Origin of the sequence: Amphibacillus marinus (assembly GCF_900110345.1) — a bacterium.
Taxonomy (GTDB): domain Bacteria; phylum Bacillota; class Bacilli; order Bacillales; family Amphibacillaceae; genus Amphibacillus_D; species Amphibacillus_D marinus.
The window spans coordinates 1-24,841 of record NZ_FODJ01000002.1 but is presented as its reverse complement, the minus strand read 5'-3'; the positions used below and the strand labels follow the sequence as shown (position 1 = coordinate 24,841).

Annotated in this window: 29 protein-coding genes, 10 tRNA genes and 1 rRNA gene; 33 read left to right on the top strand and 7 right to left on the bottom strand. The window is 38.9% G+C overall.

Translation table 11 applies throughout. The annotated features are described in order from the left end of the window. Nucleotides 1-10 precede the first annotated feature (10 nt). The 4 genes from BM000_RS04105 to BM000_RS04090 all read left to right on the top strand — a co-directional run bounded on the left by BM000_RS04105 (nt 11) and on the right by BM000_RS04090 (nt 2,551). A complete protein-coding gene (locus BM000_RS04105) occupies nt 11-484 on the top strand; it encodes a MarR family winged helix-turn-helix transcriptional regulator (protein WP_091495107.1) in 474 nt (157 codons plus the stop codon). Between the two features lie 627 nt (nt 485-1,111). Beyond that, complete coding sequence (locus BM000_RS04100) at nt 1,112-1,360, top strand: glutaredoxin family protein (RefSeq protein WP_091495105.1); 249 nt, start codon at nt 1,112-1,114, stop codon at nt 1,358-1,360. A 61-nt stretch (nt 1,361-1,421) separates the two neighbouring features. Continuing rightward, nucleotides 1,422-1,772, top strand: coding sequence for a YppG family protein (locus tag BM000_RS04095; protein WP_091495103.1), 351 nt, complete (start codon nt 1,422-1,424; stop codon nt 1,770-1,772). Nucleotides 1,773-1,825: 53 nt separating this feature from the next. Next, on the top strand, nt 1,826-2,551 hold the full coding sequence (locus BM000_RS04090) for an alpha/beta hydrolase (protein WP_091495101.1): 726 nt from the start codon (nt 1,826-1,828) through the stop codon (nt 2,549-2,551). A gap of 42 nt (nt 2,552-2,593) precedes the next feature. Here BM000_RS04090 and BM000_RS04085 read toward each other — a convergent pair whose 3' ends face one another. Further along, the gene (locus BM000_RS04085; protein WP_091495099.1) at nt 2,594-3,463 is read right to left on the bottom strand and encodes a DegV family protein; all 870 of its coding nucleotides are present in this window, start codon (nt 3,461-3,463) and stop codon (nt 2,594-2,596) included. Nucleotides 3,464-3,974: 511 nt separating this feature from the next. Here BM000_RS04085 and cshA point away from each other — a divergent pair. Then, entirely contained in the window at nt 3,975-5,435 is a 1,461-nt protein-coding gene (cshA, locus tag BM000_RS04080) for a degradosome RNA helicase CshA (protein WP_091495097.1), read from the top strand. A gap of 54 nt (nt 5,436-5,489) precedes the next feature. Here the strand turns inward: cshA and BM000_RS04075 are convergent, their stop codons facing one another. After that, a complete protein-coding gene (locus BM000_RS04075; protein WP_091495095.1) occupies nt 5,490-6,257 on the bottom strand; it encodes a rhomboid family intramembrane serine protease in 768 nt (255 codons plus the stop codon). A 188-nt stretch (nt 6,258-6,445) separates the two neighbouring features. Between BM000_RS04075 and acpS the strand changes: the two genes are divergently transcribed. The 15 genes from acpS (at nt 6,446) to BM000_RS04005 (ending at nt 18,929) form a co-directional block, all read left to right on the top strand. Continuing rightward, a complete protein-coding gene (acpS, locus tag BM000_RS04070) occupies nt 6,446-6,802 on the top strand; it encodes a holo-ACP synthase (protein WP_091495093.1) in 357 nt (118 codons plus the stop codon). A gap of 581 nt (nt 6,803-7,383) precedes the next feature. Further along, a complete protein-coding gene (locus tag BM000_RS16610) occupies nt 7,384-7,614 on the top strand; it encodes a hypothetical protein (protein ID WP_143063889.1) in 231 nt (76 codons plus the stop codon). Nucleotides 7,615-8,164: 550 nt separating this feature from the next. Next, on the top strand, nt 8,165-9,187 hold the full coding sequence (locus BM000_RS04065) for a LolA family protein (protein ID WP_091495091.1): 1,023 nt from the start codon (nt 8,165-8,167) through the stop codon (nt 9,185-9,187). A 251-nt stretch (nt 9,188-9,438) separates the two neighbouring features. Then, a complete protein-coding gene (gene alr, locus BM000_RS04060) occupies nt 9,439-10,563 on the top strand; it encodes an alanine racemase (RefSeq protein WP_091495088.1) in 1,125 nt (374 codons plus the stop codon). A 140-nt stretch (nt 10,564-10,703) separates the two neighbouring features. Further along, nucleotides 10,704-10,967: a CopG family ribbon-helix-helix protein gene (locus tag BM000_RS04055; protein WP_091495696.1), complete on the top strand. Its 264-nt coding sequence runs from the start codon at nt 10,704-10,706 to the stop codon at nt 10,965-10,967. Between the two features lie 4 nt (nt 10,968-10,971). Next, complete coding sequence (locus BM000_RS04050) at nt 10,972-11,322, top strand: type II toxin-antitoxin system PemK/MazF family toxin (RefSeq protein ID WP_091495086.1); 351 nt, start codon at nt 10,972-10,974, stop codon at nt 11,320-11,322. 229 nt (nt 11,323-11,551) lie between these two features. Beyond that, nucleotides 11,552-12,421, top strand: coding sequence for an RsbT co-antagonist protein RsbRA (locus BM000_RS04045; RefSeq protein ID WP_177178202.1), 870 nt, complete (start codon nt 11,552-11,554; stop codon nt 12,419-12,421). Between the two features lie 4 nt (nt 12,422-12,425). After that, nucleotides 12,426-12,782 (top strand): STAS domain-containing protein, encoded by a 357-nt coding sequence (locus BM000_RS04040; protein WP_091495084.1) that lies wholly within the window; start codon nt 12,426-12,428, stop codon nt 12,780-12,782. 2 nt (nt 12,783-12,784) lie between these two features. Further along, the gene (locus BM000_RS04035; protein WP_091495082.1) at nt 12,785-13,186 is read left to right on the top strand and encodes an anti-sigma regulatory factor; all 402 of its coding nucleotides are present in this window, start codon (nt 12,785-12,787) and stop codon (nt 13,184-13,186) included. Nucleotides 13,187-13,203: 17 nt separating this feature from the next. Beyond that, nucleotides 13,204-14,214 carry a PP2C family protein-serine/threonine phosphatase gene (locus tag BM000_RS04030; RefSeq protein WP_091495080.1) on the top strand — a complete coding sequence of 337 codons (1,011 nt, stop codon included), beginning with the start codon at nt 13,204-13,206 and terminating at the stop codon, nt 14,212-14,214. Between the two features lie 57 nt (nt 14,215-14,271). After that, nucleotides 14,272-14,607, top strand: coding sequence for an STAS domain-containing protein (locus BM000_RS04025; protein WP_091495078.1), 336 nt, complete (start codon nt 14,272-14,274; stop codon nt 14,605-14,607). After that, nucleotides 14,608-15,084 (top strand): anti-sigma B factor RsbW, encoded by a 477-nt coding sequence (gene rsbW / locus BM000_RS04020; protein WP_091495076.1) that lies wholly within the window; start codon nt 14,608-14,610, stop codon nt 15,082-15,084. Continuing rightward, a complete protein-coding gene (gene sigB, locus BM000_RS04015; RefSeq protein WP_091495074.1) occupies nt 15,056-15,847 on the top strand; it encodes an RNA polymerase sigma factor SigB in 792 nt (263 codons plus the stop codon). Before rsbW ends, sigB begins: the two co-directional genes overlap by 29 nt. Beyond that, nucleotides 15,847-16,437 (top strand): SpoIIE family protein phosphatase, encoded by a 591-nt coding sequence (locus BM000_RS04010; protein WP_091495072.1) that lies wholly within the window; start codon nt 15,847-15,849, stop codon nt 16,435-16,437. The genes sigB and BM000_RS04010 overlap by 1 nt, the downstream gene beginning before the upstream one ends. A 335-nt stretch (nt 16,438-16,772) precedes the next feature. Then, a complete protein-coding gene (locus BM000_RS04005; protein WP_091495070.1) occupies nt 16,773-18,929 on the top strand; it encodes a Tex family protein in 2,157 nt (718 codons plus the stop codon). Nucleotides 18,930-18,961: 32 nt separating this feature from the next. On the opposite strand, the gene cmpA is transcribed toward BM000_RS04005, so the two are convergent. Further along, on the bottom strand, nt 18,962-19,072 hold the full coding sequence (gene cmpA, locus BM000_RS04000) for a cortex morphogenetic protein CmpA (RefSeq protein WP_091495068.1): 111 nt from the start codon (nt 19,070-19,072) through the stop codon (nt 18,962-18,964). A gap of 70 nt (nt 19,073-19,142) precedes the next feature. On the opposite strand from cmpA, the gene BM000_RS03995 reads away from it, so the two are divergent. The 8 genes from BM000_RS03995 (at nt 19,143) to BM000_RS03960 (ending at nt 20,466) form a co-directional block, all read left to right on the top strand. Then, nucleotides 19,143-19,595, top strand: a complete 453-nt coding sequence (locus BM000_RS03995) for a SprT family protein (protein ID WP_091495066.1) — start codon at nt 19,143-19,145, stop codon at nt 19,593-19,595. Between the two features lie 158 nt (nt 19,596-19,753). Next, a tRNA-Asn gene (locus BM000_RS03990) sits at nt 19,754-19,828 on the top strand. A 4-nt stretch (nt 19,829-19,832) separates the two neighbouring features. Then, nucleotides 19,833-19,923 (top strand) — tRNA-Ser (locus tag BM000_RS03985). Between the two features lie 17 nt (nt 19,924-19,940). Continuing rightward, nucleotides 19,941-20,015 (top strand) — tRNA-Glu (locus tag BM000_RS03980). Between the two features lie 15 nt (nt 20,016-20,030). Beyond that, nucleotides 20,031-20,107 (top strand) — tRNA-Asp (locus BM000_RS03975). A 10-nt stretch (nt 20,108-20,117) separates the two neighbouring features. After that, nucleotides 20,118-20,192, top strand: a tRNA-Gln gene (locus BM000_RS03970). 96 nt (nt 20,193-20,288) lie between these two features. Further along, nucleotides 20,289-20,361: transfer RNA gene (locus BM000_RS03965), tRNA-Lys, on the top strand. A 21-nt stretch (nt 20,362-20,382) separates the two neighbouring features. Next, nucleotides 20,383-20,466 (top strand) — tRNA-Leu (locus BM000_RS03960). Nucleotides 20,467-20,628: 162 nt separating this feature from the next. Here the strand turns inward: BM000_RS03960 and BM000_RS17070 are convergent. Both BM000_RS17070 and BM000_RS03955 read right to left on the bottom strand, forming a co-directional pair. Continuing rightward, the gene (locus BM000_RS17070; protein ID WP_281245843.1) at nt 20,629-20,754 is read right to left on the bottom strand and encodes a hypothetical protein; all 126 of its coding nucleotides are present in this window, start codon (nt 20,752-20,754) and stop codon (nt 20,629-20,631) included. Between the two features lie 71 nt (nt 20,755-20,825). Further along, entirely contained in the window at nt 20,826-21,191 is a 366-nt protein-coding gene (locus tag BM000_RS03955) for a MerR family transcriptional regulator (protein WP_177178201.1), read from the bottom strand. A gap of 106 nt (nt 21,192-21,297) precedes the next feature. On the opposite strand from BM000_RS03955, the gene BM000_RS03950 reads away from it, so the two are divergent. Further along, on the top strand, nt 21,298-22,152 hold the full coding sequence (locus tag BM000_RS03950) for an SDR family NAD(P)-dependent oxidoreductase (RefSeq protein ID WP_091495062.1): 855 nt from the start codon (nt 21,298-21,300) through the stop codon (nt 22,150-22,152). Between the two features lie 279 nt (nt 22,153-22,431). Here the strand turns inward: BM000_RS03950 and BM000_RS03945 are convergent, their stop codons facing one another. Together BM000_RS03945 and BM000_RS03940 are read right to left on the bottom strand one after the other, a co-directional pair. Continuing rightward, nucleotides 22,432-22,887, bottom strand: a complete 456-nt coding sequence (locus BM000_RS03945) for a DinB family protein (protein ID WP_091495060.1) — start codon at nt 22,885-22,887, stop codon at nt 22,432-22,434. A 326-nt stretch (nt 22,888-23,213) separates the two neighbouring features. Further along, nucleotides 23,214-23,981: a MerR family transcriptional regulator gene (locus tag BM000_RS03940; protein WP_245751569.1), complete on the bottom strand. Its 768-nt coding sequence runs from the start codon at nt 23,979-23,981 to the stop codon at nt 23,214-23,216. A gap of 264 nt (nt 23,982-24,245) precedes the next feature. Here BM000_RS03940 and BM000_RS03935 point away from each other — a divergent pair. The 4 genes from BM000_RS03935 to BM000_RS03920 form a co-directional block, all read left to right on the top strand. Further along, nucleotides 24,246-24,322: transfer RNA gene (locus tag BM000_RS03935), tRNA-Arg, on the top strand. Nucleotides 24,323-24,337: 15 nt separating this feature from the next. Beyond that, nucleotides 24,338-24,411, top strand: a tRNA-Gly gene (locus BM000_RS03930). Nucleotides 24,412-24,414: 3 nt separating this feature from the next. Then, nucleotides 24,415-24,491 (top strand) — tRNA-Ile (locus BM000_RS03925). Between the two features lie 192 nt (nt 24,492-24,683). Beyond that, nucleotides 24,684-24,841 (top strand): 16S ribosomal RNA (locus tag BM000_RS03920); the annotation flags it as partial.

The following is a 24,841-nucleotide window of genomic DNA, read 5'->3' as shown; positions in this document are numbered from 1 at the left end:
GGGATTTTAAATGGATAAACAGAGGAAGCAGTATCAAGAGCGTAAGCAAGACCCATCATTAAAGCTATTTGTCGTGCTATCAAAGGCGTATCGCTCTGTTGCTGATTTGGTAGCGGCGGATATTCGGAAAAATGGACTAAACACAACAGAGTTTGGCGTGTTAGAATTGTTATACCATTCAGGTGAACAACCTTTGCAAAAAATTGGCGACAAGATTCTTTTGGCAAGTGGAAGTATTACATATGTTGTAGATAAGCTTGAGAAAAAAGAATTTATTAACAGAATTCAATGTGCGAAGGATCGACGAATTACTTACGCTTCAATTTCTGAGAAAGGGAAAGCCTTGTTAGAGGATATTTTTCCCGAGCATTGGCGGCAGATTGAAAAAATTACCGCCGGTCTATCTGCCGATGAAAAAAAGGGTGCTATTAAGTTGCTTAAGCAACTTGGTATTTATGCAGATGAGCTAAAAAAAACAGATTAAGTCATGAATGAGCAAGGCTAAGGCATAACTAAATATTGAAACTGGGAATCCGAACATTCTGACTAAGCGCAGTGTTTTACCGAAGCGCTATATGTTTTCAGGCATAATGTTCGGATTTTGCTTATCTAATTATTTATTTCCTGGACTCGTTTTTTTGTACATGTAAATTCGCTGTTTCTAAGCGGATGGAGCAATAGTAAAGCTAAAGAAAGCCTCGGTTTTACTTGAGATTGCTCATTTTTAATTATTAGTAACGCAACTTTCGCACACTGAAGAAAAGCCATTAAGCATTACTTTGTGAAGTAATGCGCACCAAAAAGCGGAACATATTTCTCTGCGAGTTAATAACGATAGCTTTATAAGAAGGGAATTATTCAGCACAATAGCTACTGGTCATGGCAATGCGTAGACTTAATCGTTCGTCGGCCATGCAGCCATTTTAGCTGAAACTGAATATGTTGATGTGAAAGTTGAGTTAGTTAATAATGGTTTATTGCAATATTGCGTGACATGTTTAACTTAATATAAGCTGGGTATATATGTAGTAGCATAGTAGGCAGAAAATCCTAAAGAATATATAAATAGCTAATACTATTTCAGTCAGCGAGTAGAGAAAGGGGTTTAATAATGGCTCTAAATGAAGTTACTGTATATGTCAGTGATAATTGTCCTGAGTGTGAACAGGTTATTGACTTAATTGAACAATTTAATATTTCATATACTAAGAAAAATATTAGCGAAAATAAAACCTATCTAAGTGAGTTGCAAGAGCATAATATCTATGCTACTCCCGCAGTGATGATGAACAATGAAAAGATTCTTGGTTTTCAAAAATATAAAATTGAATACTTAATTAATCAGCTCGACAAAAAATGAACCATTTCCTTTAAAGGGCATACAATAATTTAGAAAATAATTAAAATTAGGGGTGTTTATTATGCGGTCAAGATATTCGGGCCCACCGGGTGTAAATCGTATGCCTTATTATCCATATCCACAGCCGATGCAAAATCAAGGGTATCCACCTCAACAACACTTTAACCCTCAGTCCTATCAAGCGCAGCCTGGAATGCCATTTCAACAAAGTTGGTATCCGCCACCTAGTCAAGGGATGGGAATGGAGTCAGCCCCAACCTCTAAAGGTGTGATGGGGTATTTCCAGAATAATGATGGTCAGTTTGATCTAGATAAGGTGTTTAACACAGCAGGGCAGGTTGCTAATACGTATCAACAATTTACCCCAATTGTAAAAGGGATAAGCTCATTTATTAAAGGTGTTAAGACATAGTCTTGTCAAATTTGGCAAGACTATTGTTATACAAGAAAATAGGAGTGATAAATATGATTGGATGCTTATGTATCCATGGCTTTACTGGTGGTCCGCATGAAATTGCGCCACTGACAGACTACCTTAAGAAAAATACCAATTGGGAAATAGCTGTTCCAACTTTACCAGGGCATGGAATGGAGCTTTTATTGGATGAAGTCACACATAAAGACTGGCTTAACTATGCTGAACAAGCTTACTTAAATCTTGCCGAGAAGGTGGATCAAGTATTCTTAATTGGTTTTTCAATGGGCGGAATGATTGCGGCACAACTTGCAGCTAAATTTTCGGCAGCGCGCTTAGTGTTGTTGTCACCTTCACGTAAATACTTAAATCTCATTCAAATGACGATTGAAGCAAGTCAAATTATTAAGGATCGCATGCTTGGTGAGATTGAGGCTAATTTTACTTATCAGCAATACAAGCATAAACGAGGTGCAATTCCAGCCCGTGCTTATATTGAGTTTCTCAAGTGTATGAAAGAAACCAAGCATTCATTAAGTCAGATCAACTGTCCAGTGCTTGTCCTTCAAGGCATTCAAGACGGCTTAGTACCATATAAATCAACCCATTATTTGAATAAGGAGATTCCTGTTGATATTGATGTCATTTACTATGCTGATTCCAAGCACTTAATTTGCTTAGGGGATGATAAAGATATTGTCGTTAATGCGGTTTTCTCTTATCTGACTAAACAGGATGAGGCTTTAGCAATAAGTAAACACCAATCTGCTTTATAGCTGCAGATTGGTGTTTTATTTAGAGCGATTTACTAGATTAAATTAGTCATTATTTCGTGAATGATCACTGAAAAAGGATATGACAATCGCTCCCTGACCAGCATGAGCCGAAATAACAGGTCCCGTTTCAGCAGTCAATATTTGCTCAAATGAATAGGTATCCTTTAACTTTGTGGAGAATTCTTCTAGGCGATCCGCGGCATTGCAATGCGTCATAGCAAGGGTCTGATTGGATGTACGACTGACATACTCACCAATTTTTTCAATAAAGCGTCTTGTCGCTTTTTTATTTCCGCGTACCTTTTCAAGCACTTCAATTTTCCCTTCAGAGCTAGCGTGTAGAATTAATTTAACATTTAAGGTCTTAGCAACTGCACCCTTAACCTTATCTAGTCTTCCACCACGAATTAAGTTGTCAAGGGACTGTAGTACAAATAGTGTTCGCAGATGGTTTACCCTTTCCGCAAGGTGTATACTAATTTGCTCAAATGAAAGATTTTCTGCCATCTTCGTTAATGCTTCATTAATAAGAAGCATCATGCCAGTTGATGCAGATTTACTATCAATAATGACAATCTTTCGATTTGGCTCCTCCTCAAGAAGCATGTCTCGACCCATGATCGCATGATTATAGGAACTACTGACACCGGAAGAGATACTAATGTGAATTATTGGCTTAGTTGGCTCAATTGCTTTGAAAGCTTGATGATATTCGTGTGGGCCAGGAGCTGATGAGCTAGGGAATTGGCTTGATTCCTTTAGCTTTTTCAAAAAAACTGCAGTTGTTAACTGTTCCGATGCGTATTGCTGTTCGCCAAAGTGAACAAACAGAGGAACAACCTTTATCCCCCACTCAGTTTTCATTCTAGCTGAAAGGTCAGCGCCACTGTCGGTCATAAGTTGAAATGTCATGTTATCACCTATTCTTTTTTATAGTGCTACGAGTGTCTCTTTTTTAGAAAAAGTGCAAAAAATATTAGAACGTTTACTATTATAGTAAAGACTTACGTATATTTTTTCAAGTATCAAGCTAGAATAGCAATGAAAGCTGTTACATTTTTTTAATGTTAAAATAGCTAATCAGACAACTAGAATTAATGTTTATAATATGTTACTATATAGGAATCCATTGAATGCTCGTAAACAAGCCTCTTCCTTGTGTGGAGGAAGGCTTTTTCACGTTAATGACGGCTAGGGTAGCGCCCGCTAAGAGTTAGATTTAAACTTTATAAATCTAAAGGCAATTAATATGTCATTAATTTGCCATTGAAATAATAGACGCTTAAATTAAGCTTTGTTTAGCTGCGACGTTTAATTAGACAACAGAACGAGAAGCATCTATTTTTTTAAATAGGTCATATTGTTAACGTGTTGTAACGTGCGCAAGATGAGATTCACAAGAAAAAAGGAGTATGAACGTAAATTGACAACATTTCAATCACTAGGTATTTCGCAACCAATTATGAAAGCATTGGAGAAGATGGGCTTTGAAGAAGCAACTCCAATTCAAGAACAAACAATTCCATTAGGATTAGCAGGTAAGGATGTCATTGGGCAAGCTCAGACAGGAACCGGTAAAACAGCTGCCTTTGGGATTCCGATGATCGAGAAGATTGACAAGAAGCAACGTAAAATTCAGGGGCTAATTGTTGCTCCGACAAGAGAGCTAGCTATTCAGGTTTCTGAAGAGTTACATCGTTTGGCGAAGTTTAAAGGTTTAAGAACGTTACCGATTTATGGTGGCCAACAAATGGATCGACAAATTCGCGGACTAAAAGACGGCCCACACATTGTAGTGGCAACACCAGGACGGTTATTAGACCATATTCGCCGTAAAACAATTAATATTAGTGAAGTCCATACTGCAGTGTTGGATGAAGCAGATGAAATGCTAAATATGGGATTCATTGAAGATATTCGTGATATTCTTAAGGCAATTCCGGAAGAACGTCAAACATTGTTGTTCTCGGCAACGATGCCTAAGGAAATTCGTCAAATTGCTACGACGTTAATGCGCTCACCAGAAGAAGTCAAGGTGAAAGCAAAAGAAATGACTGTTTCAAATATTGATCAGAACTTTATTGAAGTGCACGAAAAGCAGAAATTCGATGCCTTAACAAACCTGCTTGATATTCATGTGCCAGAGCTTGCGATTATATTTGGTCGAACTAAGAAGCGTGTTGATGAATTAATGGACGGGCTTCAGGCTCGCGGATTCCGTGCTGAAGGTATCCATGGTGATTTAAGCCAAGGTAAGCGGATGAGCGTATTAAATAAATTTAAATCTGGTCGAGTGGAAATTTTAGTTGCAACTGATGTAGCGGCAAGAGGACTAGATATTTCGGGTGTATCACATGTTTATAACTTTGATATTCCTCAAGACCCTGAGAGCTATGTTCACCGTATTGGTCGTACTGGTCGTGCAGGTAAAGCTGGAGTAGCTATTTCATTTATTACACCAAGAGAAATGTCTCACCTTCATTTAATTGAGAAAGTAACAAAGAGTAAAATGAAGCGAATGAAAACGCCAAGCATTGATGAAGCACGACGTGGTCAGCAACAGATTACAGTTGAGAAATTAGTGCGCATGATTGATAAAGGTCAGCTAGAGGACTATCGTGAGACTGCTAGTGAAATACTTGATCAGTATGATTCGGTAACTGTTTTAGCGGCTGCGTTGAAAATGATGACAAAAGAGCGCAGACAAACACCAGTTACGTTGTCTTCGGTTCAGCCGGTAAGTGTAAAACGTCAAAGTAAGTATAAAGGCAATGATAACCGTAAAAACTATCGTGGCAAAGGTGACAATAAACGTAGTTTTTCAAGAAAACCTAAACCACAGGGCCGAAATCGTAAATTCCAAAACAAACGCGGTTCTAATTAATAAAAAGCGTCCAACTCTCAACAATGAGAGTTGGACGCTTTTTTCAAAAAAAAATTAAAATAGAAAGCCGCTTAAAAATCCAAGTAAAGCTAAGCCAATAATGATCCACCAGAGAATGGCGCTAATATTTGGATTAATTCTAAATCGCCTACCACGCCAGCGATTAGGGTTGAACGTCGCACCGCTGGAAGTAGCATGTTGTCGACGTCGATACTTAATCGTATACGGATTAACATTGTGAACAAGAATAGGTCCCAATGCTAGCCCACCAATGAAGCCGAAGATATGTGCAGCTATATTTATATTGGGCTGTAAGAAGGTCATCACAAGACCAAGTCCGGCATAAATGACGACAATTTGTCTACTGCCAGGATCAATGAGCCCACTACTTGAAAAGCCCATATAAATTAGGAGCCCAAGTAATCCGTAGATGGCACCTGATGCGCCAAGGTGAAATTGCATGATATCCCCGACAAAATAAGTAAACACATTTCCGATAATCCCTGTGCCTAAATAAAGTAGGACGAACTTTAGCTTGCCAAGCATTTGCTCAAGGGCTGGTCCAAACAGGACTAAGGCAAAGGAGTTAAAAACAATATGGGCAAAGCCAGCAGGAGCGTGCAGAAAAATCGGTGTAACTAAGCGCCAGTACTCGCCCTGACTAACGGCATAATTAAAGCCAATACCTTCTTTAAAAATCACTTCGCCAATTCCGGTATTAAAGTACATCAGTACCCAAATAATAATTTGAAGCGCAAGAATGCTAGATACAACAGGATAGTACCGAATAAAGTCTTTAAACGATTCATTTCGAAAAAACATAGTAAAACTCCTTATCTTTATGACGACATGCTAATCAGTTTTACAGCAGATTAACTGACTGTAAAAAACTTTATTAATCTTACTATCAAATCATACTCTAAAACAGGGCCCTTTGACAAATCATTGCATTACATGTTCAATAATACTAACCGAGATAAACTTAATGAGTGATAAAGAAGGGTGAAGAAATGATCTTAGGTACTGGAATTGACATCGTCGAACTTATTCGGGTTGAGCAGTTATTAAGAAGGCAGCCCCGGTTCATAAAAAAAATTTTAACGGATAGAGAACAGGTATTATTTAAAACAAAACAAACAAACAGACGTCAGCTTGAATTTCTAGCTGGTCGCTTTGCGGCTAAAGAGGCCTTTGCTAAAGCATATGGTACGGGAATTGGTCAAGTTGGCTTTCATGATATTGAAATTTTCACTAACCAACAAGGGGGACCTTATATAGTTTTCGTGAAAAATAAGGATTTGAAAAGCCATCTATCTATTTCACATAGTAAGGATTATGCGATAGCGCAAGTCATCTTGGAAGATTAACCCGGTGATCCTCTTGCATATTTAGGCGGACAAACTCATATAGTGTAGTGCGGGTAGGAGGGACAAAAATGATTGGTTTAACCGCAGATGAGCTGTACGAATAAGATCGTATTGAGATGTCTGATTATCGGGTGTCAGGGTTATTATTGATGGGAAATGACGGACGAGCAGTTGCTGATCACGTGAAAAAGACTAGAACCTGGTATGCAAATAGGAGTGGTCGTTGTGTCTTGAAATGACATTAGTGATGGTCATGGCGTGACAAAAAACTGGGTTATAGTGGTAAGGTGATTCTGCTTGTACAGCATGCTAAGCTAAAGGATGATGGTGTAATACCTTATTATATTTTGGATAAGGTCTAATACCCAGGTTTAGAGGTCCTGGCGAATACGCTGTCAACCGATGTGCGCTTACCGGCGGAAACGTCTGTAGTATTATTGGCGGCAAAAGTAGTTGTGCCCAATTAAATTAAAGATCAGAAACCGAGTGCGTTATCAAACAATCTGCTTAGTTTTAGAGGAATGAGTCATTGGTCAGATTGGTCTACCAGACTATTTAATAAATCAAGCAAAAACTAAAGTATGGCTGCAAGCACAGGCCGGCAGCGAATAACTAAACGAAGTAAATATAGCCATAAGGATAACGACTTAATAACTGCTGGCTCTCGAACGATGCCAGGTGCCCGTGTAATAGCCACAAAAGTAGCTTTCTGGTCTGGAAATGTTCGGTCTACGGTGGCAACTAAAAACAAAGTAATGCCAATTACTACAAGAAATCACTTTTCTGCTAATGCTAGTAATGGCAAGTGTTAAGCAACTAGCTACCCATTTGTGCATTTATGTATTCTAGCACTTGGAATCGAGAGCGGGTTAACTACGGAGCGTGATTGACAATGAGCCATTGCCATCGAGAGACAGTTAGGTTGATGATTTGTATTTCCTTTACAATAGCCTTGTTAACTTTAAAGCACAAAGTCACCGACCATTTTAACATGGCATTTAGGTGAGGTGGCCCGATGTATTAATTAAGCTTTCGATGCGATTACAACGCGTTCATTTACGATTGCGGTTGCTTTGCTTCAGTGCGTGAATCATGTCTTAAAAGCTGCGCATACAATTGTGCCAAGCTCTAATGGTAAGCAATTTGCACAGGCATCAGCCAGCTTAACACATTGTGAATTATTACAAATTACTGTTACCGGCATGATAGGATTGCACAGTTAGCAATTGAAGATGAGCATGCTAAGGTAGACTTACTTGCAACCGATGTATTTAGATGACTTCCGCAAGCTTTTTCGTACATGTTCTTCATAGCGGTCTTTCATTCCCTTTTTCTCTGACTAGAGTAAAAGGAGTTGACTTAATGAATAGAGTGGTCAGGGTGGTACTCATCCTTTTATCGATTTTTATCATAGCGGGTTGTGGTCAAGCTTCCCAAGAGGATGTGAAGAAAGAGCTTGAAGAGGTTGTAGGAGACCTTACAAGCTATCAAACAAAAGCCAAGATGGAAATGTTAACTGGGGAGACAGCACAGCTTTATGAGATTGACCTCGCTTATCAATCTGATCATTTTTATCGTGTCCTCATGCATAATGAGGGTGACGAGGAAGGCAGTCAGATCATTTTAAAGAATGATGATGGAGTGTTTGTGTTAACACCAGCATTGAATAAGAGCTTTAGATTTCAAAGTGACTGGCCGAGCAATGCTAGTCAACCTTATTTGTATCATTCATTAGTGGCGGATGTATTAAATGATGATCAGGCTGAATTTAAAGTAACAGACCAATACTATGTTTTTAAGACCCAAACAAATTACCAACATAATAAAACGTTACCGATTCAGGAAGTTTACTTTGATCAAGATTCTTTGACACCTTATCTTGTGAAAATATATGATGCTGATCATAATGTCGCTGTTGAGGTGACCTTCGAGCCATTTGAGCTTGGGGTAGAGTTTGAGCCAAACTTTTTTGAGGTTGATGCCAACCTTACCAGTGGGATTTTTAGTTTACCAGTTGGATTAATAGAGGGTGAGCATAGTCAGAGTGAATTTATCGTCCGGTATCCTACAGCATTAATGGGAGCTGAACTTAGTGAAACAGCCGAATTTGATCGAGAAGAGGGTAAGCGAGTTGTCTTAACTTATCAAGGGGAAAAAGAATTTACTATTGTACAAGATTATAATGAAACGGCAATGGTAGCTGTACGTGAACCGGAGCTATCAGCAGGAGTACCTGTCCACATCGGAAAAACGATTGGAGCGATGACTGATCAATCATTAACATGGTCGGAGAATGGCGTTGATTATTATTTAGCTAGTGAACAGCTCACACGTGAAGAGATGATTGAAGTCGCCCAATCTATGGGGCAACAAATGGAAAAATAAACATATGCAGAGCAGTAAGCTATGTGCACGCAGTAAAATAGAACGTAGACTGGAAGTGAATCTACACTATTTTATTGGGTGCATTTTTATTTTGGCATACACGTTTTGCTGATTTGAAATGTGTTTAAAACCTATCAGGTTGCTTGACACAATATGATGAAAAAAAGATAATAAAACAAACATTTTGTTTGCATGGGTACGTGACTGCCTTATGTTTTGAATAAACAGGATAGTTATTGGGGGAAGCCGTAATGAAATCATTGAGTTATCGCTATGCTTGCTTGCAAATTAACTTAGCAGCAATTAAAGCAAATGTATTAGCATTAAAAGCTAGGCTAAATAAATCGACGGCTATTATAGCAGTCGTCAAAGCAAATGGATATGGTCATGGCGCTGTTGAGGTTGCAAATGCAGCAATTGAAGCAGGGGCTACTTCACTTGCTGTCGCTCTTTTGGATGAAGCTGTTACACTAAGAGCTAATGGGATCACAGCTCCAATTCTGGTGATGGGCTGGGTCGCACCGGAGTTCGCTCAGGTTGCTATAGATCAAAAGATTACGTTAACAGTATTTCAACCGGAATGGTTAGCTGTTTTTTACCAACAGCAAACAAGTGGATCGGTATCCATTCATGTTAAGCTTGACACTGGAATGGGTCGGCTAGGCATTAGAACAACTGCAGAAATGGCCGATTTCTTCCGCTTGCTGGATCAAAGTAAAGTCAAGGTAGAGGGCGTATTTACTCACTTTGCGACTGCTGATGAACCTGACTTAGCATACTACGATCAGCAGAACAATCGCTTTAATCAGTTGTTGGCCCAGTTTAAACAACACCATACGGGCGAAGTAATTGTTCATACTGGTAATAGTGCGGCTGCAATGCGTCAGCCTAATTTAATGTATGATGCGGTTCGTTTTGGGATTGGTATGTATGGTCTTTACCCTTCAATCTATATGAAGCAAAAGCGGCCCTTTAAATTGGTGTCGGCACTAAGTCTAAAGACAAGGCTTACGCATGTTAAGCAATTAGCCGCTAATGAGGGGATAAGCTATGGCGCGACATATCATACAGAAGCGCACGAATGGGTAGGCACAATTCCGCTTGGCTATGCTGATGGCATTCAACGAAAGTGGCAAGGGCTAGACGTGCTCGTTAACGGTAAGCGAATGCCGCTAATTGGCCGAATTTGCATGGATCAATGTATGGTAAAGCTAGATCGTGCGTATCCTATTGGTACAGAAGTGACGTTTGTTGGAAAACAAGGTGACCAAGAAGTGAGTCTTGAGGAAGTGGCAAGCCATTTGGATACAATCAATTATGAGGTTGCTTGTTTATTTACAGCCCGGCTGCCTCGGATTTATCTCACTCAAGAATAGTCAGCAAAGGTGCTGTAATCTTAATTTAATTGGAAAACTATAAAAAATCCCTATGCAATTGGTTATGGGAATGATATGATAAAAAAGACTATAATAATCGTTTGTAACTTGTAGTGGAGGTGTATGGTTTGTCAGCTAACATGCAGGAAATTGTTGTACGGTTACCAGAGAACCTATTAAACGAGGTGGATGGACTCATTAGAGAAGAAGACAGTGATCTTAACGACATCATTTATGAAGCAACAAAATCTTACGTGCGTGACAAAAAAGAACAACACATTCGTGAGTCAATGCAACGAGGCTATATTGAAATGGCAAAGATTAACTTAAATATCGCTTCAGAATCTTTCCTAGCTGAAGAGGAGGCTGAAACAACTCTAGAGCGCCTTGTGAGCGGGGTGTGATGCTTTGATCGTAAAAAGAGGCGAAGTTTATTTCGCTGATCTTTCGCCAGTGGTGGGATCAGAGCAGGGTGGTGTACGTCCTGTATTAGTTATTCAGAATAATATTGGGAATCGCTTTAGTCCTACCGTTATTGTAGCGGCTATTACGGCGCAGATCCAAAAGGCAAAGCTACCAACACATGTAGAGATTAAGGCAGACAAGTACGGATTTGAAAGAGATTCTGTTATTTTACTAGAGCAAGTGCGAACCATTGATAAACAACGATTAACAGATAAAATTACCCATTTAGATGCACACATGATGGAGAAAATTGATAAAGCCTTAGAGATTAGTCTGGGCTTAGCAAATATTTAAATGTTCGAAGCGCTTGTCTAATTTTAGAGACAAGTGCTTTTATTGTATCTTCGTAAAATCTCTTCCCGCGATTTACAACTGTTAAACATTTGCACAATTTACCTTAGGTGATAAAACACTTGATAGTAGTTTTTTTATGTTGGAAATGTTAAATTATAAGGGTATATGTATTAAACTGTAACAATTAAAGAGCATTAGTAATTAAATCTAGGTAAAGGTGGTTATCATTTTGCCCACACGTGTAAATAAGATTATCATGGAGAACAGTGACGTTATTATTAAGAATTGGTTGGAAATTGTGTCAGAGAAAAGAAAAAACGATTATACCTCTTCAATTTCTGAGGATCTATTCCAAAGTACGAACAGAGAGTTTGTTAATGTTATTTTTGATAGCTTAGACCAACAAAGCCTAACAAAGGGGCTAGAGGCATTCTCGGAGCGACTTGTAAATTTAGGTTGGCCATTGTCTTACTTAACAGATGGGCTACAAACGTTTAGACGTGTAACCATTGACTTTGTCCTTGGTCAGAATGAAAAGATCGATACCGATTTCTTCTCAATTATTCTTGATCGGGTAGATAGCTGGGTTGATCCAATTATCAATAAACTCGTTAATGAGTACTCGGGAAGCTGGGAGCACACTGTCTCGTTACAACGGGTAGCGTTACAGGAATTATCAGCACCACTTATTCCTGTCATGCGCAATATTACCATCATGCCGTTAATTGGAACAATTGACACCGAACGAGCAAAACAGATTATGGAGAACTTACTAGAAGGGGTAATTAAACATAACGCGGAAGTCGTGCTAATTGATATCACTGGCGTTCCAGTTGTCGATACAATGGTTGCTCACCATATTATTCAAGCAGCTGAAGCCGTTCGTTTAATTGGATCTACATGTATATTAGTGGGTATTAGACCTGAGATTGCTCAAACTATTGTTAACCTTGGTATCGACTTAGGTAAATTTCCAACTAAATCATCACTAAGAAAAGGCTTTGAAACAGCACTAGAGTTAACGGGTCGAACAATACATCGTGAGTCTAATAAAGAGGAAGTCATTGAAGATATTATCGGATCAATAGAGAAGGAGTGATAAGATGCGAATACCAATTCTAAAGCTACACAATTATTTACTCATTTCAATACAAATTGACCTAGATGATCAAAGTGCAATTGAATTTCAAGAAGATCTGCTAAACAAAATTCATAAGAGTGGTGCAACTGGTGTTGTGATTGATTTAACTTCTGTGGATATAATTGACTCATTCATTGCTAAAGTGCTGGGTGATGTCGTGACGATGTCTGATTTGATGGGAGCGAGAGTGGTACTAACGGGTATTCAGCCGGCTGTAGCTATGACGCTAATTGAGTTAGGCATTCACATGCAGGATGTTCAAACGGCTTTAGATTTAGAACAAGGGTTGATCAAACTTCGCCAGGAACTGGAGGGGTGAATATGGACTTTAAACCCTGCGTAAACATCAATAAAGAATTGGATATTGTAGGGGCGAGACAGCTAGGACGGACACGGGCAAAAGAATTAGGGTTCGGTACTGTTGATCAAGCGCGGATTGCAACTGCTATATCTGAACTAGCAAGAAACATCTATTTGTATGCAGGTAAAGGCAAGGTATGCTTCGAGGTTATTGATCAATTAGATAAACAAGGTTTAAAAGTAGTTGCCTCAGATGAAGGTCCAGGAATTCGCGATATTAGTCAGGTTATGCAGGATGGTTACTCAACTTCTGGCGGGCTTGGTGCTGGTTTACCTGGTGTCAAACGATTGATGGATCACTTTGAAATACATTCGGAATGGGGCAAAGGAACTGAAATCCAAGCTATTAAATGGGTTAGGTAAGGTTTGGGGGGATAAGGATGAAAGCAATAAAGCTTGATTTAGACAATTATCGTAAGCTATTAAAAGAATACTTATTAACAAAAGACGAAAGAGCCTTATATCAAGCAGAGCAATTTAGTAAGCTTTCCGTGCAGCACAATATTTCACCTGAGGAAATTATTCATGTGCATATCGAAGCTTTAAAAGAATTGTATCCTGAGTTGCCACGCGAAATTAATGATTCACTTAATTTTTTGTTAGAAGCAATGATCTCGTATGGGTTAGCGTTACAAGAAAATCACTTTTTGCGTGAGAAACAATTGGCGCTTGAATCGGAAATTGCTGTTGCAGCTAATATGCAAAAGACACTGTTATCAACGGTAAAACCATGCATCAAGGGTCTGGATATTGGTGCAATTAGTGTTCCTGCTAATCAAATGAATGGTGATTATTATCATTTTGTGACGGATAAAGATGATACACTTGGTATAGCTTTGGCTGACGTCATCGGCAAAGGGATTCCAGCTGCTCTAGCGATGTCGATGATTAAATATTCAATGGACAGCTTCCCGGAGAATCAACGAGAGCCTTCAGTAATTTTAGAAAGCTTGAATCGAGTAGTAGAACGCAATGTTGACCCGAGTATGTTTATTACGATGTTCTATGGGCTATATAATCCTGAGCATGAAACATTTTCGTATGCTTCAGCCGGTCATGAGCCTGGTTTTTATTACCATGCAGCGAAAGGAACGTTCGAAGAGATTAAAGCCAAAGGGCTAGTATTAGGTGCAACAGAACATGCGAATTATCAACAATTTGTCAGCCATATTCGTACGGGTGATTGTATTATTTTATTGACGGACGGTGTAACAGAGTGTCGTTTAGGCGATCGCTTTGTGGAACGAGATGAATTTTTACAGGTTATTAAAGATTATATTCATTTACCAGCACAAGATGCAGTAGAAGGTGTTTATAAATATTTTGAACGACTACAGGATTTCCACCTAAGAGATGACTTTACTTTAATAATAATTAGAAAAGAAGTTTAATCTTACGAGAATGGGGTAATACATAAATTAATCGACAAGCTGGAGGGAAGAAGGTAAATGAATATTAATTTGAACGTAGAGGTTGTTGAACAAGATCAGAGTACCACACTTGTTCTCACTGGTGAAATAGATGCGTATACAGCGCCGATTCTAAAAGAATCGTTATTGCCATTAACGAAGACTGCAAATGCTGAGGTTATTGTGGACTTAGAGCAAGTGAATTATATGGATAGTACAGGTCTAGGCGTGTTTATTAGTGCTTTGAAATCAGCAAAGGAGCACGATAGTAAATTAAAATTAATCCAGCTACAAGAAAGAGTGCACCGTTTATTTAAGATTACAAGCTTGGATAGCATAATTGATATTGATACAACAGTACGGGGTGGAAATTAAATGGAACGCTTTGACTTTATTGAAATGAAACTGCCTGCAAAGCCTGAATTCGTTGGTGTAGTACGACTTAGTATTTCAGGGATTGCAAATCGGATGGGTTTTTCTTATGAAGAGATTGAGGATCTTAAAGTGGCGATATCAGAGGCGATGACAAATGCAACGACTCATGCTTATCAAGCTAATGAAGACGGCGAGGTAACGGTAGGATTTGGTATTTATCAAGATCGTTTAGAAATTATGGTTGCCGATCATGGTGGAAGCTTCGATCTAACAGAAATTAAGCAAGCAACAGGGCCATATCAGCAAACAGAACCAATCGAGAGTTTGCGTGAAGGTGGATTTGGATTATTTCTTATTGATGCCTTAATGGATAAGGTTGAAATAAAAAATGATTATGGAGTCATTGTACTTATGACTAAAAAACTCTCGTTAAATGAGGTGGACTTAGATGACGACCAAATCCCAACCACACAATAGACGTGGGGATGAGGTTTACCAATGGATACAACACCTACAAGAGAACCCTCGGGATGAAGTCATTCAAGAGAAGATCGTCTTAACTTATCAGGATCTTGTTCATTCAATTGCTAGAAAATACGCAAAGAACAATTCGATTCACGAAGATCTTGTCCAGGTAGGTATGCTCGGGTTATTGGCGGCAATAAAAAGGTATGATCCAACTTTAGGTAAATCTTTCGAATCGTTTGCGATTCCGACCATAATCGGTGAGATAAAACGATTTATCCGAGATAAAACATGGAGTGTACATGTCCCCCGTCGGATTAAAGAGTTAGGACCAAAGATAAAAAAAGCAACAGAATATTTGACCACTAAGAATCAGCGTTCCCCATCGGTGAGTGACATTGCCATGTATCTCGAAGTTTCCGAAGAGGAGATTTTAGAGACGATGGAAATGGGGCAAAGTTATAAAGCTTTATCAGTTGATAAAAAAATTGAAGCGGATTCGGATGGAAGTACCGTCTCGATTTTAGACCTAATTGGAAATCAAGATGAAGAATTTGAAAAAACCGATTTGCGTTTATTGCTTGAAAAGGTCTTGCCTATTTTAAGTGAACGTGAACAGAAGATTTTACAATATACGTATTTTGAGAACAAGAGTCAAAAAGAAACTGGTGACCTTCTTGAGATCTCACAAATGCACGTGTCGCGAATTCAACGACGTGCTTTATTAAAGCTTAGAGAAGCGTTACAAGCTGATGGTATTGGAGTTAATGATTAATGGTAGAGCCAAAACACGTGTCTGTCGCAGTATATCAAAGAGCGAAGCAAGGTAACTATTATTGTGGTGACAGCTATTATTATTATGAGAACGATGATTTCTTCATCTGTGCTCTAGCCGATGGATTAGGTAGTGGTGAATTGGCAAGAGAATCCTCACAGGCTGTTATGGATACCATTAGAACGAATCCTTATCGGGACACGAAAAGTATGGTGAAAGCAAGTAATGAGGCATTGGTAGGCAAACGTGGTGTTGTCTTAGGTGTTTTACGACTGGATTATCGAAATAAGCAATATACATATGCTTCAATAGGGAACATTGGCTTGATGACCATTCGAGCTGATACAGTTAAAAAACGCACTATTCCTATTTCAGGCTATTTAGGTGTATATGCCAGACCGCTTAAAGAGGTTCAGGAGCCGTTAGAGCAAGGAACGAAATTCGCCTTATTTTCTGATGGTGTAATTTCCCGCGATTTAACGTATAAATTGTTTCAAAAGGAAAATGTAGCAGATATAACTGAAGCATTTGCTGCGAAAATGAGTAATGAACGTGAAGACGATACAACATTAATCGTTATTAAATATTAACAAGTCTAATCTATTAATGGATTAGGCTTGTTTTTTTGGGTTGTATATCAAATAGTGTTGGTAAGATAATTTCTCCAATTAGGCGGTAGCAAAAAAAGGAGCCGAGTTCTGCGGGGATAGTGCGAGTCGGAAGTTCCCACAAGAAAGTGGTTTTTGTTTTCTAAGGGGTGTCAGCGGGAAAGTGGCTCTTTTTTACTAGACCAATACAAGTGGTTAATTAAGACACGCTATCTAATAAAAGAGCTTATTCTCATTAATAATTTACAAATCTCATTTTTTTCGTCAATGGCTCTTTTTTTTGTTAAAATAGTAAAGATAAGAACGGAGGAATTAACATGGCAGAAGAAAAGATTATGACGGATGTAGCCAAGCGCCTGTCTTTAAAAGTAAATATTGTTGAACAAGTCATTCATCTACTTACTGAAGGTAATACAGTACCTTTTATCGCTCGCTACCGTAAGGAGCAAACGGGTGGCTTAGATGAAGTGCAGATTAAGGATATTGAAGACCAGTGGCAATATGCTCAGCAGCTTGCTCAGCGTAAAGAAGAAGTTATCCGTTTAATAGACGAGCAGGAAAAATTAACACCTGAGTTGAAGCAAGAAATTGAGGTGGCTGAGCAACTTCAACGTATCGAGGATCTTTATCGTCCATATAAGCAAAAAAGACGTACAAAGGCAACGATTGCAAAGGAAAAGGGCTTAGAACCGTTGGCGGAACTAATTTTTAAGCAGCAGGTAGCAGATCTCCATCAGGAGGCACAGCCGTTTCTATCGGATGAGCATGAATTATTTGATGTAGAGGCGATCTTGGCTGGTGTAAGTGATATTATTGCCGAGTGGATTTCTGATGAGGCGCAATATCGTGAATACATAAGAAAGACAACCTTTGAACAGGGAAAGATTACTGCTGCTGTAAAGGATGAACAGCTGGATGAGAAGCGGGTATACGAAATGTACTACGACTATGACGAGTCTGTTAAAACAGTTGTTGCCCACCGTGTGTTAGCGATGAATCGTGGGGAAAAAGAGGGTGTTATTCGTGTCGCGATTACGCCACCAAGTGAGCGAATTCATGGTTTTCTTACCAGAAAGGTAGTGAAGGATGCAACTGGAATTCCAGTACGTGACTTCTTGGTCGGAAGTATTGTGGATAGCTACAAGCGTTTAATTCAACCATCAATTGAACGTGAGATCCGGTCTTTATTGACGGAAAAGGCAGAAGCACAAGCAATTGATATTTTTGCGAAAAACTTAAATAATTTACTTTTACAGCCACCATTAAAGGGTAAGACAATTTTGGGAATAGACCCTGCCTTTCGAACAGGTTGTAAACTGGCTGTGATCGATGAAACAGGTAAGATGGTTGCTGTTGATGTCATCTATCCGACCGCGCCAAAGCATGATATTACCGGTGCTGAGCAAAAAGTAAAAGCCTTCATTAGCGAATATGACGTTGAGCTTATTGCGATTGGCAACGGGACAGCCTCGCGCGAGACGGAGCAATTTGTCGCTAATCTGATTGAAAAAGCACAGCTTACCACACCATATATTATTGTCAATGAGGCTGGTGCAAGTGTTTATTCTGCTTCAAAGCTTGCGAGGGAAGAGTTCCCTAATCTTCAGGTTGAAGAGAGAAGCGCAGTTTCAATTGCCCGCCGTGTTCAAGATCCATTAGCGGAATTAGTCAAAATTGATCCAAAATCAATTGGGGTTGGCCAATATCAGCACGATGTTAGCCAAAAACAATTAAATGAGTCGCTTAAATTTATTGTCGAAACAGCGGTTAATCAAGTAGGAGTTAATGTTAATACAGCTTCTGTCTCACTTTTACAATACGTATCTGGGCTAAGCAAAACAGTCGCTAGCAATATTGTTAAGCAACGCGATGAGATTGGGAAATTTTCAAGCAGAAAGCAGCTAAAAGATATTCCGAGACTTGGTCAAAAAACATATGAACAGGCAATTGGCTTTTTACGCATTAATGATGGTGAAGAACCTTTAGACCGAACACCGATCCACCCAGAAAGCTATCAGGTAGCTAAAAAATTATTGACTATGTTAGGTTTCTCTACTAACGATCTCGGTTCTCAAGACTTGCAAGCTAAACTAAAGCAATTAGACTTAGCAATGCTATCTAGTGAGCTTGATTTAGGTCTTTTAACGCTACAGGATATTGTTAAGGCGCTAAGTAGTCCGGAACGTGATCCACGCGATGACTTCCCACAACCATTACTTAAGAAGAACGTTCTAACTATGGAAGACCTGAAGCCGGGATTAGAGCTACAAGGAACGGTTAGAAACGTTGTTGATTTTGGTGTCTTTGTTGATATCGGAGTAAAGCAGGATGGACTTGTCCACATCTCTAAGATGTCGGACCGCTTTGTTAAGCATCCAATGGATATTGCTTCCGTCGGCGATGTGGTAACGGTGTGGGTTCAAGAGGTCGATTTACAAAAGGAGCGAATTGCGCTCACGATGATTCAGAAATAAAGTGACATGGCGCCGTTTTCGGCGCCCTCTGTTTAAATATGCTCAGCATAATAAAAAAACCAGCATTGATTCAAAATGATAATTTGGTCGACATCCTTTTGTTTAAACGCATAAGCTAACTGCCTTTTTAACCAGGTGGGCATAATTGATCCTCCTTGCCTAAACGTCTGATAAAATAGCATATGTAAAAGATGAAAAATGGGGTACTCAGTCATGACAGATAAAGAATTAACACGACTCGTTGCTCAGTTATCTCTTCAATACTTTCATAAGCCGTTCGCTGATCAAGCTTGCTTTAATTCGCGGTTGCGAACAACTGGCGGAAGATATTTGCTTCATAATCGCCGAATTGAAATAAATCCAAAGTATTATAAAGAAATTGGCAGAGATGAACTGATTGCTATTATTAAGCATGAATTATGTCATTACCATCTTCATATCGAAGGCAAGGGTTATCGGCATGGTGATGAAGATTTTAAGCAATTATTAAAGCAAACTGGGTCACCAAGACATTGCAAGACACTGCCATCTTATCAAGAGCAAGAGCGGGCACACCATCACTATCAATGCCTAGCATGTAAGCAAAACTACACAAGAAAAAAACGGATGGATGTAGCACGCTATCGCTGTGGACGATGTAATGGCAGAATAATTTATTTAAAATAAGAAAAACTATTGACGAGTTCGGTAGTTCATGGTATTTTATTCTAAGTCAGCTTATATCGCACAGCTTAGCTTTTTTGAAAAAAATATCTGAATGAGTTGACTTTTAATTTAATGTGTAGTATAGTTTTTAACGTCGCTAATACATATTTTTAAATTATTCCACAGTAGCTCAGTGGTAGAGCTATCGGCTGTTAACCGATCGGTCGTAGGTTCGAATCCTACCTGTGGAGCCAATATGGAGAAGTACTCAAGTGGCTGAAGAGGCGCCCCTGCTAAGGGTGTAGGTCGTGTAAGCGGCGCGAGGGTTCAAATCCCTCCTTCTCCGCCATTATTTTTTTGTCTGATGGCCCGTTGGTCAAGCGGTTAAGACACCGCCCTTTCACGGCGGTATCACGGGTTCGAATCCCGTACGGGTCACCATTTTAGTACAAGTTAGGTCCGGTAGTTCAGTTGGTTAGAATGCCTGCCTGTCACGCAGGAGGTCGCGGGTTCGAGTCCCGTCCGGACCGCCATAAAAAATATTGGGCTATAGCCAAGCGGTAAGGCAACGGTTTTTGGTTCCGTCATGCGTTGGTTCGAATCCAGCTAGCCCAGCCATTTTTTCTTTAGCGATACAATGGATTACACACCTTTGGAACCACAGGTTTTAAAGGCTTTTCTATTAAGAGCGATAGATGTGGCATTAACGATAGAGAGCCATTAGCTCAGTAGGTAGAGCATCTGACTTTTAATCAGAGGGTCGAAGGTTCGAATCCTTCATGGCTCATCTGTTTTATCATTTAATCATGCGGTCGTGGCGGAATGGCAGACGCGCTAGGTTGAGGGCCTAGTGGGTGAATAACCCGTGGAGGTTCAAGTCCTCTCGACCGCATTATAGAAGCACCAAAGCTTAACGAGCTTTGGTGCTTCTTTTGGTTGTATAACAAATCTTGGTGCTGGTCGTGTTTTGCTAGAACGATAACTGTATGTAATATGTGAATGATCTCGACAAGGACTGTCAAGGTCATTCGGACATAAATAGACAGCCTCTCCATTATTGTTCTGCTTCTTGAATAGATAACACAACTTTCCCCTTTTGTGTACCAGCTTTTATCGTTTGTACAACTTCATTAATACTCGACCAATGTTGAATTTGGGATACTTTTGCTTGAATTTCCATAGAAAACCGCATATATCAACGGAAGATTTGATGAACAATAAAACAATTATTGATGTTCCGACACTAGTGCTTTAGCGAACGTTTCTAAAAGTGTCCTGCTCAAGTTTACTATCAATAATTTTTACGACTTTCTGTAATTCTTCTATCTGATTTAGCATTTTCTCTTTGTGTTTTAACGCCTTTTCCATTAGCTTAGGGTAGTCCGAAAGTAATTCATAATCCTTTAGGTTTAAATAAGGCTTTATATCGGCTAATGACATGCCTATGTTTTTAAGGCAAATAATTAATTTCAGGCGCTCGACATCCTCGTCGTTATAGATACGATAGCTGCTGTTATTTCTAACAGCTGCTGGGAGCAGGTCTATTTTTTCATAATAGCGAATGGTGTGCGGTGAAATAGCAACAATCTTTGCGAGCTGTTTTATTGAATAGGTCACAACTAGTACTCCTTTAGAAAATTTAATATTTATAATCATTACACCCCCTTGCTTTAGAGTCAACTCTAAAGTTTATACTTATGATTATAAAGGGAGGAGAGCTAAAATGAACAATGAAAATAATGTTAAAACAGCAATGATTACAGGAGCCAATAGTGGCATTGGTTTAGAACTGACAAAGAAATTGATTAGTGAGGGTTGGCAAATTGTCGCTTTAATTAGATCCGATTTTCCTGTAGAAGAATATGAATTACAACAAAGGATTCTTGAACAGCGCGTTAGAGTTTATAAAGCAGACCTTGCTAATTTTGGTGAGTTAAGAGCAGCAATTGAAAATATAAAAGAAAGTGAGCAAGCAATTGATGTCTTATTTAATAACGCAGGAGGAAGCTTTGACAAGTTGTATTACTCAGCCCAATCTAGAGAAATGCACTTTGAGATACAAGCAGTGGTACCCTATATAATCCTGTCTGAATTAAAGGCATTACTAAAAAAAGGTACTAATAAAATGGTTGTCAATACAAGCACAAATGTGTTTAATTTTCTTAGGGAAATTACCTATGAGGAACTTATCCACCCGAACAAGTTTAAGAAATTAATAGGTCCCTACGCGACAAGTAAATTGGCGTTATCCTTATGGTCACAGGAGGTAGCTGCTGAACTTTCCGCTGATGGAATAAAAATACTTGCTGTCGATCCTGGTGGAAACAATACGTTAAGAAAGGGTCGCAAAAATGGTATTCCTTTTTTTCTGCAAGCCATTATGAAATGGTTTTATCCTCATCCCAGTAAAGGAGCTGGGTTGCTATATGATGCTGGCATGGATAAGTCAGCTTACCTGACCGGTGCTCTAATTAGAAACGGAAAAGTCAGATCGTTAAAATTCACGAAATTTTCGACTCGAATATTAAAAGAAATACAAGTCATCTACCAAGTCGAGTATTTAAAGCAATCTTATTAAAAAATATGCTTAGCGCTTCATAGAACCTATTCATGCTGTTAACAATCCGTTGAAAGGAATAAAACAAAACCGTTATTTAAAAATAGGTGGCTTTATTAACGCGTTAATGTACGTGTTGTTCTTGCTGGGGATTTTGGCTTAAAATTACAAAATGGACAATAATACGCACAAAAAATAAGGTTACTATTTTTCTCTTGATGCATTAAAGGCTCATTATTATAGAAAAATGAAGTTGCTATGCAAGAAGAACCTTTCAGTTGGAAAGGTTCTTTAATAGTTTTAATGACAGGTTACTAAAAAATCTTTAATTTGCTTCAAGTGGTGTGCATCATGTTTTACGAATATTTTGATAAAGGTTTCAGAAGAAAATGCTCGCTTGCTACTTCCAATTGTAAATCTATCCATCATATCAATTTTTTCAATTGCTTCTATTATAGCTTGTCTCTTCTCAATAAAAAGAGTGAGAATTTGGTGGGCTGTTTTACCTTCCAGTGATTGAAGTCCTTTTTGATTGTGTTGATCATGATCGGGAAAGTTGGGAAGGATTGCGCCATTCCGCATTTGGCTGACCATGGTTTGTAGGTTATAGTCATCCCAATGATAAAGATGACCAATGATTTCTCTAATCGACCATTTGTTTTCCTTGATAGGCAGAAGCAAGACTAGTTCATTTTCTCTCTCAAGTAAAGCTACTTCATTAATCATCTTTTTGTAGTCCATGAATGTTTTACTCATATTGTTCTCCTTCCTGTATTTAAGGTTAGTATAAATCAAATTTGCTTTTAATGAAATGGTTAAGTTAAGGGTTGGTAGCGAGCCAGTTAAATAACGTCGTTGTCATTGCAGGTCTAATTGTTCTAGCCATTGTTAGTTTAGTGATGGGTTTTTTTCAAAATGGTTCTGGCGAATGAATCTAATTAAATGACTATTATTTATCAACTAGACATTATTGTGGTGAGCTACTATGAGTAACCATTTGGCGAGCCCTTATTAATCAGCCAAAGGTTTTAATAAAAGCCTTGAATATTGGAGACATAACAAAAGGCGTATGGCACCTTTTGTTATGTTGCGTAGAAATGAACTACCTCATGAAGTAATGTTGTGACTTCTGTATTAGCTTTCTGATTGTAATAATAAGCAAACCGCTGATCTGCAATGTACATGTCAGTCAGCCTTTTGTGTGCTTCCGAACTATAGCTTGCCCAGCTAAACATTAGCCATGCTTTATGATCCTTGAAGACGGCTTCTGCCTCAGGAGAAGGTATCTCCCCGTGTTTCTTTAGTTGTTTTAGTCCGGCAATTAAGCGTTCTTCAATCATATCCATTTTTCTAAATTGATCTTCAGAAAGCTTAAGCCATTTTTTATTACTAGCATTAATAACATTTTCTCCATATCTTTTTCTTATTTCTTTACCGTATTTTAACTCATTTTCATTAACCAGATCCTGTTTAAAGACAGAAAACTTATCTTGATTGGTCATAGTCACCTCTCCATTATGGTGGTTTATTGTTTTCTTAACAGCTTCTATTAAACGGTCAATCTCAGCTCTCTTTAACAATAGCTTTTGCAGATGTTCAGCTAATGCTTCTGGTACATTATAATGGGGAGCAGTAAGAATGGTTTTAATTTCTTCAAGCTGCACATTTAAGCTGCGGTAGAAAAGAATTTGCTGAAGTAAATCAATTTCCTTCTCACCATATAGTCTGTATCCGGAAGAATTTATTCTAGCGGGCTTAAGCAAATTAATCTCATCATAGTATCGTAGTGCGCGCGCGCTGATACCAGAAAGTTGTGCTATTTTATTAATTGTGTATTCGATTGTGTTCACCTCCTAATGACAAGAATAAGCCTTTACGTAACGTAAATGTCAATTGTTTTTTATTAAATAACGAATTTTGATGTTAGGCTGTGCTAATTTAGGGAATGTATTTATTAAAGAAGGAACTTGTCCAAAAGGGCATAATTTATGTAATGAAATCACATTGTGTATAGGTGGAAAAGGATATTGTAAATGCTTAAGAAATAATGCATAAAAAGTTATTGACTTGAGATTGCGTTTCATGTTATATTTAATTCCGTTGCTGAAACACAGGCGCCCGTAGCTCAATTGGATAGAGCGTTTGACTACGGATCAAGAGGTTAGGGGTTCGACTCCTCTCGGGCGCGCCATTTATATGTTTTTAAGCGGGTGTAGTTTAGTGGTAAAACCTCAGCCTTCCAAGCTGATGATGAGGGTTCGATTCCCTTCACCCGCTCCATAAGGGCCTATAGCTCAGCTGGTTAGAGCGCACGCCTGATAAGCGTGAGGTCGGTGGTTCGAGTCCACTTAGGCCCACCATAAAAAAAGTGTTGACATAAGTTGAGACGCTGTTATATAATATAAAAGCTGTCGCAAGAGAACAGCACAACCAATTGAACATTGAAAACTGAACAAAACAACCAGTATGTTAAGAAAAGAAGTAAGACAAAAGCTAGTGCTTTTAAGCGAGCAAAGAGCATTCAAATAGGATAACTATTGAAGCGCAAACACTTTAATGAGAGTTTGATCTTGGCTCAGGACGAACGCTGGCGGCGTGCCTAATACATGCAAGTCGAGCGCAGGAAGCAGTTTAGATCCCTTCGGGGTGACGAGCTGTGGAATGAGCGGCGGACGGGTGAGTAACACGTGGGCAACCTACCTGTAAGACT

Bases quoted from the DNA above. Each gene is read 5' to 3' on its own strand.
- BM000_RS04005 (WP_091495070.1), top strand. From the start codon at position 16,773: ATGGCAGAAGAAAAGATTATGACGGATGTAGCCAAGCGCCTGTCTTTA.
- BM000_RS04095 (WP_091495103.1), top strand. From the start codon at position 1,422: ATGCGGTCAAGATATTCGGGCCCACCGGGTGTAAATCGTATGCCTTAT.
- BM000_RS17070 (WP_281245843.1), bottom strand. From the start codon at position 20,754: ATGGAAATTCAAGCAAAAGTATCCCAAATTCAACATTGGTCGAGTATT.
- acpS (WP_091495093.1), top strand. From the start codon at position 6,446: ATGATCTTAGGTACTGGAATTGACATCGTCGAACTTATTCGGGTTGAG.
- BM000_RS04030 (WP_091495080.1), top strand. From the start codon at position 13,204: ATGAAAGCAATAAAGCTTGATTTAGACAATTATCGTAAGCTATTAAAA.
- BM000_RS04075 (WP_091495095.1), bottom strand. From the start codon at position 6,257: ATGTTTTTTCGAAATGAATCGTTTAAAGACTTTATTCGGTACTATCCT.
- BM000_RS04065 (WP_091495091.1), top strand. From the start codon at position 8,165: ATGAATAGAGTGGTCAGGGTGGTACTCATCCTTTTATCGATTTTTATC.
- BM000_RS03950 (WP_091495062.1), top strand. From the start codon at position 21,298: ATGAACAATGAAAATAATGTTAAAACAGCAATGATTACAGGAGCCAAT.
- BM000_RS04040 (WP_091495084.1), top strand. From the start codon at position 12,426: ATGCGAATACCAATTCTAAAGCTACACAATTATTTACTCATTTCAATA.
- BM000_RS04100 (WP_091495105.1), top strand. From the start codon at position 1,112: ATGGCTCTAAATGAAGTTACTGTATATGTCAGTGATAATTGTCCTGAG.
- alr (WP_091495088.1), top strand. From the start codon at position 9,439: ATGAAATCATTGAGTTATCGCTATGCTTGCTTGCAAATTAACTTAGCA.
- sigB (WP_091495074.1), top strand. From the start codon at position 15,056: ATGACGACCAAATCCCAACCACACAATAGACGTGGGGATGAGGTTTAC.
- BM000_RS04105 (WP_091495107.1), top strand. From the start codon at position 11: ATGGATAAACAGAGGAAGCAGTATCAAGAGCGTAAGCAAGACCCATCA.
- BM000_RS04055 (WP_091495696.1), top strand. From the start codon at position 10,704: ATGCAGGAAATTGTTGTACGGTTACCAGAGAACCTATTAAACGAGGTG.
- cmpA (WP_091495068.1), bottom strand. From the start codon at position 19,072: ATGCCCACCTGGTTAAAAAGGCAGTTAGCTTATGCGTTTAAACAAAAG.
- BM000_RS03995 (WP_091495066.1), top strand. From the start codon at position 19,143: ATGACAGATAAAGAATTAACACGACTCGTTGCTCAGTTATCTCTTCAA.
- BM000_RS04085 (WP_091495099.1), bottom strand. From the start codon at position 3,463: ATGACATTTCAACTTATGACCGACAGTGGCGCTGACCTTTCAGCTAGA.
- BM000_RS04035 (WP_091495082.1), top strand. From the start codon at position 12,785: ATGGACTTTAAACCCTGCGTAAACATCAATAAAGAATTGGATATTGTA.
- BM000_RS04010 (WP_091495072.1), top strand. From the start codon at position 15,847: ATGGTAGAGCCAAAACACGTGTCTGTCGCAGTATATCAAAGAGCGAAG.
- BM000_RS03945 (WP_091495060.1), bottom strand. From the start codon at position 22,887: ATGAGTAAAACATTCATGGACTACAAAAAGATGATTAATGAAGTAGCT.
- rsbW (WP_091495076.1), top strand. From the start codon at position 14,608: ATGGAACGCTTTGACTTTATTGAAATGAAACTGCCTGCAAAGCCTGAA.
- BM000_RS04090 (WP_091495101.1), top strand. From the start codon at position 1,826: ATGATTGGATGCTTATGTATCCATGGCTTTACTGGTGGTCCGCATGAA.
- BM000_RS04025 (WP_091495078.1), top strand. From the start codon at position 14,272: ATGAATATTAATTTGAACGTAGAGGTTGTTGAACAAGATCAGAGTACC.
- BM000_RS16610 (WP_143063889.1), top strand. From the start codon at position 7,384: ATGGCTGCAAGCACAGGCCGGCAGCGAATAACTAAACGAAGTAAATAT.